Below are 10,590 nucleotides of genomic sequence, written 5' to 3'. Positions count from 1 at the left end.
CACGTGTTGCCCGATTTTTGAGGGGTCTCATGTCGTTCAGGTTCACGGCCACGCTGCCACTGTCCAGGCACGCCGTTGATCGCGACAACGACGCCCGCGCCCAACCCGATTTGTTCGAGCGGCTCTGGGCGGATGCCGGCACCCGGGTTCTGCCGCTCTGGCGCGGTACCGTGCTGCTCGCCGCCGCCGCCGGGAACGACCGGCCCCGGTTGTTGTTGCTCGAGCCGGCCGATCTCACCATCGACCCGGCGGCCGCCCTGCGGGTCTACCTCGGCCTGTCGCTGGACGCCGACGCCGCCGAACCCGTCGGCACCCCGCTCGTGGCCGTGCCGCTGGACGATGACCAGGCCGCCGCGCTGGAACCCGACGCGTCGAGGTGGGTGGGCCTGCGCGACTACGCCACCCTCCTCTCGGACCGGGACACCGGCATCCTCACCGAATCCCTCGGCATCCTGCACTGGCACGATTCGCACCCGCACTGCCCGCGCTGCGGCGCGGCGACCGACGTGACCACAGCCGGTTGGGTGCGACACTGCCCCGAGGACGGCAGCCAGATTTTCCCCCGCACCGACGCGGCCGTGATCGTGCTGATCACCGACGACCGCGACCGGGTGCTGCTGGGCTCCAACGCCATGTGGGAGGCGAACCGGTATTCGCTGCTGGCCGGCTTCGTCGAACCCGGCGAATCGTTCGAGTCCGCCGTGGTGCGTGAGGTGTTCGAGGAATCCGGCATGCGGGTCACCGACCCGGTCTACCGCGGGTCGCAGCCGTGGCCGTTTCCAGCGTCGATCATGGTCGGCTTCACCGCCCGCCTGGCCGATGACCAGCAGGCCGGCTCTCTGGTGCCCGACGGCACCGAGATCCTGGATCTGCGCTGGTTCAGCCGCGCCGAGCTCGCCGACCCCGAAAACGGCATCATGCTGCCCGGCCCATCGTCGATCGCCCGCGCGCTCCTCGACGACTGGCTGGCTCAGCCGGAGCAGCCCGGTGTCTGACCGGTTGACCCCCACCGCCGAGTCCTTGCTCACCGGACTCGACGAGCAACAGCGCATCGCCGCCGAAGCCCTGATCGGGCCGGTCTGCATGCTCGCCGGCGCCGGCACCGGCAAGACCCGCGCCATCACCCACCGCATCGCCTACGGCGTGATGAGCGGCGCCTACTCGCCGAACCGGGTGATGGCGCTCACCTTCACCGCCCGCTCCGCCGCGGAGCTCCGCGGCCGGCTCCGCCAGCTCGGCGCCGGCGGCGTCGCCGCGCGCACCTTCCACGCGGCCGCGCTGAGCCAGCTGAACTACTTCTGGCCGCACGTCGTCGGCGGCCAAGCGCCCCGCATCCTCGAGGGCAAGGGCCGGCTGCTCGGTCACGCCGCCGAGGTCCTCAAACTCAAGCTGGACACCGCCACCCTGCGCGACCTGGCCGGCGAGATCGAGTGGCGCAAAACCAGCGGCCTCAGCCTGGACCAGTACGCCACCGCCGGCCGTGCCCTGCCCGGCCGGCTCGACATCGACCAGACCCTGGACATGCAGGCCGGCTACGAACGGCTCAAGGACGACCGCAAGCAGATCGACTTCGAGGACGTGCTGCTGGCCATGGCCGGCATGATCGAAGCCGAACCCTCCGTGGCGCTGCAGGTGCGTGAGCAGTACCGGTTCTTCGTCGTCGACGAGTTCCAGGACGTCTCCCCGCTGCAGTACGACCTGCTCAAACTGTGGCTCGGCGACCGGCGGGACCTGTGCGTGGTCGGCGATGCCAGTCAGACCATCTACTCCTTCGCCGGGGCCCGGAGCGACTACCTGCTCGACTTTCCCAAGCACTACGAGGACGCCACAGTGGTGCGCCTGGAACAGAACTACCGGTCAACGGCCGCCATCGTCGCTACCGCCAACCAGCTGATGCGCGGCCGGCCCGGCGCGCTGTCGCTGCACGCCGCCGTCGCCGAGACCGGGGTGGAGCCCGCCGTACGGGAATACCCCAACGACATGGCCGAGGCCCGCGGGGTGGCCCAAAGCATCTTCGAACTCGTCGAAGCCGGGGTGCCACCGGAGAACATCGCGGTGTTGTACAGGGTCAACGTGCAGGCCGCGCTGCTCGAGACCGCGCTCGGTGATGTCGGCGTGAGCTTCCAGATCCGCGGATCGAAGCGGTTCTTCGACCTGCCCGAGGTGAAGCAGGCGGTGATGTCGCTGCGCGCGGCATCCGTGTCGATCATGGGCGAACCGCTGTTCAAATCGGTCAGCGACGTGCTGCGGGGCCTGGGCTGGAGCCAGACCGCGCCGGAAACCCGCGGCGCGGTGCGCGACCGCTGGGAGGCGTTGAACGCGATCATGGGGCTCGTCGACCAGGCCGCCCCCGGCACTACCTTCCGTCAGTTCACCGACGAGCTGATGGAACGCCAGGCCGGCCAGCACGAACCGACCGTCGCCGCGGTGACCCTGGCCACCCTGCACTCGGCCAAGGGCCTGGAATGGGACGCCGTGTTCGTGGTGGGGCTCTCCGAGGGTCTGGTACCGATCAGCTACGCCGGCACCTTCGAGCAGGTCGACGAGGAACGCCGGTTGCTCTACGTGGGTGTCACCCGGGCGCGGAAACGCCTCTCGCTCAGCTGGTCCGCGGCCGGAAGCCAGCAGCGTTCCCCGCGAGAACGATCACGCTTTCTGGCAGAAATCGGCATCCGCACCGCTCGTGCGGCCGGTGCGCGCGGCGTCTGACCGTCAGCGATTCAGCGTCGATCGCCAGTGACGCGGCCGCGAATTCGTTCGAGGACGCGAACACCCGCTCGTGCACGATGCCGGCCGCCGTCGAGGCCACCTCGATGCCCAGCCGGGTCGTTTCGGTGGGTGCCGTGCGGTGCAGCAACTGGCTGGCGATCGCGGGCCAGGCCGGGTCGAGGTCGACGTGCTCGAGGTCCAGGCAGGTCAGGCACGGGCCGGCCCCGGGTTCCACGAGCGGGCCGACCCGCACCTCGGCGTCGCTGAACAGCACCGGCAGGTGCGGCACATCCCGCCGCAACCAGTGACCGTGCCGCTCCGGGGCGAGCACGAAATGGTCCACGATCACGGCCAGGTCAGGGAGCTGCCCTGGCGTCGCAACGGTGATGCCCAGGTCGACCAGCAGGTGCCGGATGCGGTCGGCAGTGGCCCCGGTGCCGTCCACGCAGACCACCGGACGGTCGCCGCGGTGCACCGGGGCGGCCCTCCTGCTGCCGAACCAGGTGGCTGTGAGCGGGGCGGTGTCGGCACCGGGCTCCGCCGGCGGAGTGTCGAGGCCGACCAGCGCGGGGGCCAGGGCGGAGAGCAGGGCGACGGTCGCCGCATCCGTCGCACCGGACTGTCGCCCGAGCATCAGCGCACCCGACCGGGGAATCCCCACCCGGAGCGCGGCGATGACGCTCTCCAGCGGAGCCGTCACCCCCGGTACGATCGCCAACGGCCGGTCGATGCCCAGCTGGATGGTGTCCGGCGTGCGCCAGACGAGCGGATACCGCGGGTCGAGTCGAAGGATCATCCGGCGATCTTCCCTCAGACCGGCCGGCGCCGTCGGATCCATCCACAGGCCCGGATTGCCGCCTGGGCATATGCAGGTCCAGCCCAGACTCCACCCCTAGGCTGACGCAATGATTGAGAAGACCGCACGCCGCGTACTGGTCACCGGAGCCACCGGCTACATCGGGGGCCGACTGGTTCCCAAGCTCCTCGAGGCCGGTCATACCGTGCGGGTGCTCGTGCGCTCGCCCCAGAAACTGACCGACGTGCCGTGGGCCGACGACGTCGAGATCGTCGAAGGCGACCTCGGCGACCGGGCCTCGGTGGCCAGCGCCAGCGCCGGCATCGACGTGCTCTACTACCTGGTGCACTCGATGGGAGCCAGGGGCGACTTCGAGCAGACCGAACGCACCGCGGCCCGGAACGTGGCCGGCGCTGCGGCCGAGGCGAAGGTTTCGCGCATCGTCTATCTCGGCGGCCTGCACCCCGACAGCCCGACCCTCTCGCCGCACCTGCGTTCTCGCGCCGAGGTCGGCCGCATCCTGCTGGACTCCGGCGTGCCCACTGTCGCCTTCCAGGCCGGGGTCGTCATCGGCTCCGGGTCGACGTCGTTCGAGATGATCCGGCACCTGACCGATGTGCTGCCGTACATGCCGGCGCCACGGTGGGTGCGCAACTTCATCCAGCCCATCGCGGTGCGCGACGTTTTGCACTACCTGGTCGCCGCCGCCGATGTGCCCGCGGACGTCAACCGCACCTTCGACATCGGCGGTCCGGACGTGCTGCGGTACGGCCAGATGATGAACGGCTACGCCGTCGAAGCGGGCCTGCACCAGCGCCCGATCGCGCCACTGCCGGTGCTCACCCCGTGGCTCGCGTCGCAGTGGGTCAACCTCGTCACGCCCATCCCGCGCAGCCTGGCCGTGCCGATAATCGCGTCGCTGCAATACGACTGCGTCATGCACGAACACGACATCGACGCAGTGATCCCACCGCCGGCCGGCGGCCTCACCACTTATCGCCGGGCCGTGCGCCTGGCCCTGGGCCGGGTGCGCGACGGCGACGTGGAAACCAGCTGGCAGAACGCCGCGACGGAAGGGGCATCGAGCAACCCGCTGCCCAGCGACCCCGACTGGGCCGGTCACCTCGTGTACACCGACCTCAAGGAGAAGCGCACCTCCGCCAAGCCGGCGGACCTGTGGCGGGTCATCGAGAGCATCGGCGGGGAGAACGGTTGGTACTCGTTCCCGCTGGCCTGGGCGGTGCGCGGTTGGATGGACAAGGTCGTCGGGGGAGTGGGCCTGCGCCGCGGCCGCCGGCATCCCGACCGGCTGCAGACCGGCGACGTGCTCGACTTCTGGCGCGTCGAACGCATCGATCGAGGCTGCTTTCTGCGGTTGCGCGCCGAGATGCGGGTGCCCGGCCGGGCCTGGCTCGAGATGCGTGCCGAGCCCACGGATGACGGTGGCTCGATTTACCGCCAGCGTGCGGTGTTCTTCCCGCGCGGACTCGGCGGCCGGCTGTACTGGTTCTCGATCCTGCCGTTCCACGGCGTGATCTTCAGCGGCATGGCCAACCGCATCACCGCCGCCGCCGAAACCGAAGCTGCCGAAACCGAAGGCGCCACCCTCGACACCCAGCCGGGGACCCCGGTCGGTGCCCCGCCGGCGGCCACGACCGCGGAGGCCGCCGTCGGCTCCTGACCCGCCCCCCGCTGACCGCTCATCCGTCCGGCGAGCTCGACGGAGAGCCGGCTGACGGGACCTTGCCAGTTTCGACCCTAGCCACCGTGCACCGCGGAGCGCATCATGGAAGCAAGCGGTGAGGAGTCCAGATGTCCGGTGCGGTGGTGTTCGTCGGCGATGGTCTCAGCGCGGGCGCTCGATGGGAGGAACGGTTCCCCGACCTTGAGGTGCAGAACCTCGGCGTGAACGGGGACACGACAGATGAGGTCCTGGGTCGGCTCGATCAGGTTGTTGATGCCGACCCCGATGCCGTCGTCCTGCAGGTGGGTACCAACGATGTGGGCTGGAACCGTTCGGACGAGTACATCGTGCGCAACATTGAGACCATCCTGTGCACCCTGCGCAAGCAGCTGCCCGGCACCCGGCTGCTCATCCAGTCCGTGCCCCCGAGGGAGAAGGAATTCGTGCACGTGATCCGGTCCGTCAACCGACACCTGCGCCAGTTCGCGCCGACCGTCAAGGCTCGCTACCTGGATCTCTGGCCGGTGTTGGCCGCCGAGGACGGCACTCTCAGCGCCGAATGGTCGGCCGATCACCTGCACCTCATCGAAGCCGGCTACGTCGTCTGGTTCACCGAGCTTCGGCCCGCACTCGTCGACCTGCTTGAACACCCGCCGGAAACGCTGTCCGTCAGCCGGCACCCCGCCTGACGCACCCGTCGCGGCACCGGAGAGGAACGCCGGTGACCGGTGTCTGACCTCCCTCGCTACCATGAGAGCATGCACCGACCCGTCAGTTTCCGCCTCCGACTGTCGTTGGCCGCGACGATTCTCGCCGGGCTCACCCTCCTCGGCGCGAGCCCTGCGTCGGCTCTGGCCGCCCCGGCCGGCGCTGCCGGCGGGACATTCGCGCCCCAGTCGGTTTCGGCCGGCGTCGACGATTTCAGTTTCGCGTCCCTGCACGCCGACTACAGGCTCGACCGTGACGAGGAGGGCCATTCCACCCTGGCCACCACCGAGACCCTCGTCGCCCAGTTCCCCGAGACCGACCAGAACAAGGGCATCCGGCGGCAGATCCCCACCCACTATCGGGGTGAGCCCACCAACCCGACCAACGTCAGGGTCACCGACGAGAACGGCACCGAGCGGGACTACGAAACCGACACCGACAGCGACGACTCCGATGACGAGTTCCTCATCATCACCATCGCCGACGACGACTTCGTCCACGGCGAACAGACCTACGTCATCAGCTATACCCAGAAGAACGTCGCCCACTTCCCCGACGACACGACGGATGAGGAGTTCTTCTGGGAGGTGAACGGCACCGGATGGGCCCAGCCGTTCGGCACCGTCTCCGCCACGGTGCACGTGGCAGCCGACCTGGTTCCCGCCCTCACCGGTCGGACCGCCTGCTACCAGGGCGTGTCGACATCCGGCGCGACCTGCGACACGCTGGACAGCGCCGCCGACGGCGACGAATGGGTCATTGAGGCCACCGCACGCGACTTGGGCCCGCACGAGGGCCTCGCCCTCGCTGTGGGCTTCGACGAGGGTACTTTCGTCCCCAGGGACGATTCGTTCACCGCCAACGTGTTCCCGACGATCGCGTTGCTCGCGGCTCTGGCCGCGCTGACCACGGCCGTGATCGGCGTCGCCCTGCGCAACACCCGCTGGCGCAACCGGCCCGGCCGGCCCACCATCATCGCCGAATACCTGCCGCCGACGGGCGTGAACCTGCTGCAGGCCGGCGGTGTTCTCGGTGCCAAGGCCAGCGGCAAGTCCCTCACCGCCCAGTTCCTGCAGTTCGCCGTGAACGGCAACGTGCGGGTCCTCGAGGGCGACGGCAAGAACCACTACCTCCTCGAGTTGCGCAGCCGGGCGGGCATTGACCCCACCGAGCGTGCCGTCCTCGACGCCCTGTTCCCCGCCCACCGGCCCATCGGCACCATTCGGGACTTCAAGAAGACGGATGCGAAACTGGGCACCGCCCTGACCGCCGCCAAGAGTGACGCCCGCAAGCAGTTGCTCACCGACGGGCTCCGAGAGAAGAAGGGCGGCGCCCTCAGCGGTTGGCTGTTCGGTGTGGCCATCGTCGCCGGCCTCGTCGCGATGATCGCGAGCATAGTGTCGTTCGCCACCGAGGTCGCCGGCGCGTGGCCCGCGCTGCTCCTGGTCGTTGGCCTGGTCGCCGCGATTGTTACGATTTCCGTGACGGCCGACGTGCGCCCGCTCACGGCCCGCGGCGCCGAACTGCGCGACTACCTGAAGGGCGTTTCCGTGTACATCTCACTGGCCGAAGCGGACCGACTTCGGGTGCTGCAGAGCCCCGCCGGCGCCCTGCGCACGCCGTCCCGGCCGGATGAGACTCCCGGTGCGGTGGCGACCGACCCCGTGCAGGTGCTCAAGCTCTACGAGCGACTGCTGCCGTTCGCCGTGCTGACCGGTCAGGAGAAGGAGTGGTCCACGGTGCTGGGCGACTACTATGCCGGTGCCCACCAGCAGCCGGACTGGTACGTCGGTACCGCGCCGTTCAGCGCCGCGTACTTCGCCACCGGCGTCTCAGCGTTCGCCACGTCAGCATCGACGGGTATCGCAGCCAGCTCGGCCGGTTCCGGTTCGAGCGGTGGTGGCTCCGTCGGCGGCGGCGGAGGCGGCGGCGGGGGAGGGGGCGTCTGATGGGCACCCCGGCAGAACCTACCTATACCCGCTCGGCCCTGGCACCCGGCCTGCTCGGCGCGGTCGCGCTGCTGGCCGGACTGGCCCTGCTCGATGTCGACAGCTTTGTGATCATCCGGTACATCGTCAGCATCCTGGCTCTCATCATCTGCGTCTTCGTCATTCAGGCCAAGGCATGGTGGTGGCTCATCGGGCTGGTGCCGATCGCGGTGCTGTGGAATCCGATCGTCGTGATCGAACTGCACGGGCAGGGCTGGGTGTCCGCTCAGTTCATCGCCGCTCTGGTCTTCATCATCGTCGGAATCCGGACCAAGGTCCCGACCGCTGTGCACCGCTAAATCCGGGGGCGGGCATAGACTAAGGATGCGTCTGGAGCCGGGCTCGACCGTGGCCCCGCGGCCATCAGTGCACAAGTGACTGAAAGCTGCGGCGTCCCGCTGCTCGATCATGGGGTTCGGCGTATCGATCGCACAGGCATCCTGCGGATGCGCAACACGACCAGCGCGCATTGAGTGATGCGCTGGTGTGAAGTGGAGAAAAATGGCACACACCCGCCCCAACGGAGCGGGCCGCGCTGGAGCCGGCAGCGGTCGAACACGTCAACGACCGCGCTCGCGCGACGACGACGCCCCGATCATCCCGATTCTCGCCCGCAAGGTGCGCGAGGTCGAAGCCAAGGCTCAGAGCGGCACCAAGCTCGGCCCCACCAACCGCACCAAGTACCAGGTCATCGCGCTGCTGATGCGCGAAGAACGCGCCCGCGTGAAGACCGACCCCGAACTGACCGACGCGAACCGCGCCGAACTTCTCAAACGCCTCGACGGTATCGCCCAGATCCTCGCGAAGACCGCCGCCCGCGACACCAGTCTGATCACCCTGCTCGAACCGGATGCCGGCGTCTCCACCGTCGCGCAGCGGTTCCGCCGCGACTGGCTGTTGGAATCGGGCGCGGAACTCAGCCCGGACGAACTCATCATCACCCGCGAACCCGAGGCCAAGCCCGAGGTGCCTCAGAACCAGGTCATCCCGCAGTCCGTGCGTGCCCGCCAGATGGCCAATCCGTTCCTGGCCCCCGACTTCAGCGCCGTGAAGGCCGCGCCGGTCTCTGCCGCCCGTCGCCTGGCCAACTGGGAACTGCTCGGCCCGCTGTTCAAGGCCTTCGAGTTCGGTTCCGGCGGCCAGGCCGCCAGTATGGACCTGCCCGAAGCGCCCAACGTCGACAGGTTCTCTCCGCGCGGCATGGAGCTTATGCGCCACCAGGCACGGTTCGTGGAAAGCGCCCGCCTTGGCCACCGCAGCTACCTGCTCGCGGACGAGCCCGGCCTCGGCAAGACCGCGCAGAGCCTGCTCGCCGCCTCCGTCGCCGGCGCCTACCCGCTGCTGGCGATCGTGCCCAACGTCGTGAAGATGAACTGGGTGCGCGAGGTCGAACTGTGGACGCCGCACCGTCGCGCCACGGTCATCCACGGTGACGGCGACACCCTCGACGCCTTCGCGGATGTCGTCGTGGTCAACTACGACGTTCTCGACCGGCACCTGGCCTGGCTCGGCACCCTGGGCTTCAAGGGCATGGTCGTCGACGAGGCCCACTTCATCAAGAACCTGCAGTCGCAGCGGTCCAAGCACGTGCTCAGCCTCGCCGAGCAGATCCGCCGCCGCACCCCGGGCAACAACCCGCTGCTGATGGCGCTGACCGGAACCCCGCTGATCAACGACGTCGACGACTTCCGCGCCATCTGGCAATTCCTCGGCTGGATCGACGGCGACAAGCCGACCGCCAAGCTCATGGCACGCCTGGAGGAAACCGGGCTCACCCCCGCCGATGCCGGCTTCTACACCGCGGCCCGCGCCGCGGTCATCGACATGGGCATCGTGCGCCGCCGCAAGGTCGACGTCGCCGCCGACCTGCCCGCCAAGCGCATCGCCGACCTTCCGGTGGAGCTCGACAGCGAACTGGGCCGTTCCATCCAGAAGGCCGAACGTGAGCTCGGCGCCCGCCTGGTGCAGCGGTACAAGGCCCTCGTCGCCGCGCGCCACCCCGGCGTGCGCAACCCGGAGATCGACGACGAGCAGCGCGCCGCGTACATCCGCGCCGTCGCCCACGCCGATCTCGAGGAATCCAAGGGCACCAGCACCGGTGAGAACGTGTTCACCATGGTGCGCAAGATCGGTCAGGCCAAGGCCGGGCTCGCCGCGGACTACGCGGCCCAGCTGGCCCACTCGGTGGGCAAGGTCGTCTTCTTCGCCAAGCACATCGACGTGATGGATGCCGCGGAGGAGATCTTCGCCAAACGCGGCCTGCGCACGGTGTCGCTGCGGGGCGATCAGAGTGCCCTGGCCCGCCAGGCCGCGATCGACTCGTTCAACACCGACCCCGAGGTCGCCGTCGTGGTGTGCTCGCTGACCGCGGCCGGAGTCGGCGTGAACCTGCAGGCCGCATCCAACGTGGTGCTCGCGGAACTGAGCTGGACGGCGGCCGAGCAGACCCAGGCCATCGACCGGGTGCACCGGATCGGCCAGGCCGAGCCTGTCACCGCCTGGCGGATCATCGCCGCACACACTATTGACGCGCGCATCGCCGAACTCATCGGCAGCAAGCAGGGCCTCGCGGCCCGCGCGCTCGACGGGGCAGACGAAGACGTCTCCGCGGCAGATTCAGTGCAGGCCAGCGCGTTGGTATACGTACTCACGCAGGCGCTGGACGGTGAGCTGTAACACCGGGCCGGAAGTCCCTACCTCAGAGC

At 69.2% G+C, this 10,590-nt stretch carries 8 protein-coding genes; 7 read left to right on the top strand and 1 reads right to left on the bottom strand.

What is annotated here, in order from left to right:
• The first annotated feature begins 29 nt into the window (after positions 1-29).
• Both nudC and C3B61_RS02920 read left to right on the top strand, forming a co-directional pair.
• A complete protein-coding gene (nudC, locus tag C3B61_RS02925; RefSeq protein WP_103459484.1) occupies positions 30-995 on the top strand; it encodes an NAD(+) diphosphatase in 966 nt (321 codons plus the stop codon).
• A complete protein-coding gene (locus tag C3B61_RS02920; protein WP_241980347.1) occupies positions 988-2,709 on the top strand; it encodes an ATP-dependent helicase in 1,722 nt (573 codons plus the stop codon). Before nudC ends, C3B61_RS02920 begins: the two co-directional genes overlap by 8 nt.
• Here C3B61_RS02920 and C3B61_RS02915 read toward each other — a convergent pair.
• On the bottom strand, positions 2,600-3,505 hold the full coding sequence (locus tag C3B61_RS02915; protein ID WP_103459483.1) for a TOMM precursor leader peptide-binding protein: 906 nt from the start codon (positions 3,503-3,505) through the stop codon (positions 2,600-2,602). The genes C3B61_RS02920 and C3B61_RS02915 overlap by 110 nt on opposite strands.
• A 109-nt stretch (positions 3,506-3,614) precedes the next feature.
• Between C3B61_RS02915 and C3B61_RS02910 the strand changes: the two genes are divergently transcribed.
• The 5 genes from C3B61_RS02910 (at position 3,615) to C3B61_RS02890 (ending at position 10,561) form a co-directional block, all read left to right on the top strand.
• Positions 3,615-5,186: an SDR family oxidoreductase gene (locus C3B61_RS02910; RefSeq protein ID WP_103459482.1), complete on the top strand. Its 1,572-nt coding sequence runs from the start codon at positions 3,615-3,617 to the stop codon at positions 5,184-5,186.
• A gap of 131 nt (positions 5,187-5,317) precedes the next feature.
• On the top strand, positions 5,318-5,878 hold the full coding sequence (locus C3B61_RS02905) for a GDSL-type esterase/lipase family protein (protein WP_103459481.1): 561 nt from the start codon (positions 5,318-5,320) through the stop codon (positions 5,876-5,878).
• A 69-nt stretch (positions 5,879-5,947) separates the two neighbouring features.
• The gene (locus tag C3B61_RS02900) at positions 5,948-7,846 is read left to right on the top strand and encodes a DUF2207 domain-containing protein (protein ID WP_103459480.1); all 1,899 of its coding nucleotides are present in this window, start codon (positions 5,948-5,950) and stop codon (positions 7,844-7,846) included.
• Positions 7,846-8,184, top strand: a complete 339-nt coding sequence (locus C3B61_RS02895) for a DUF6804 family protein (protein ID WP_244285815.1) — start codon at positions 7,846-7,848, stop codon at positions 8,182-8,184. Before C3B61_RS02900 ends, C3B61_RS02895 begins: the two co-directional genes overlap by 1 nt.
• A gap of 202 nt (positions 8,185-8,386) precedes the next feature.
• Complete coding sequence (locus tag C3B61_RS02890) at positions 8,387-10,561, top strand: DEAD/DEAH box helicase (RefSeq protein ID WP_088455647.1); 2,175 nt, start codon at positions 8,387-8,389, stop codon at positions 10,559-10,561.
• The last annotated feature ends 29 nt before the right edge of the window (positions 10,562-10,590 follow it).

Source organism: Cryobacterium zongtaii (assembly GCF_002909375.1).
Lineage (GTDB): Bacteria > Actinomycetota > Actinomycetes > Actinomycetales > Microbacteriaceae > Cryobacterium > Cryobacterium zongtaii.
The sequence above is the reverse complement of the archived record's forward strand: the minus strand, read 5'-3'. Positions and strand labels throughout refer to the sequence as shown.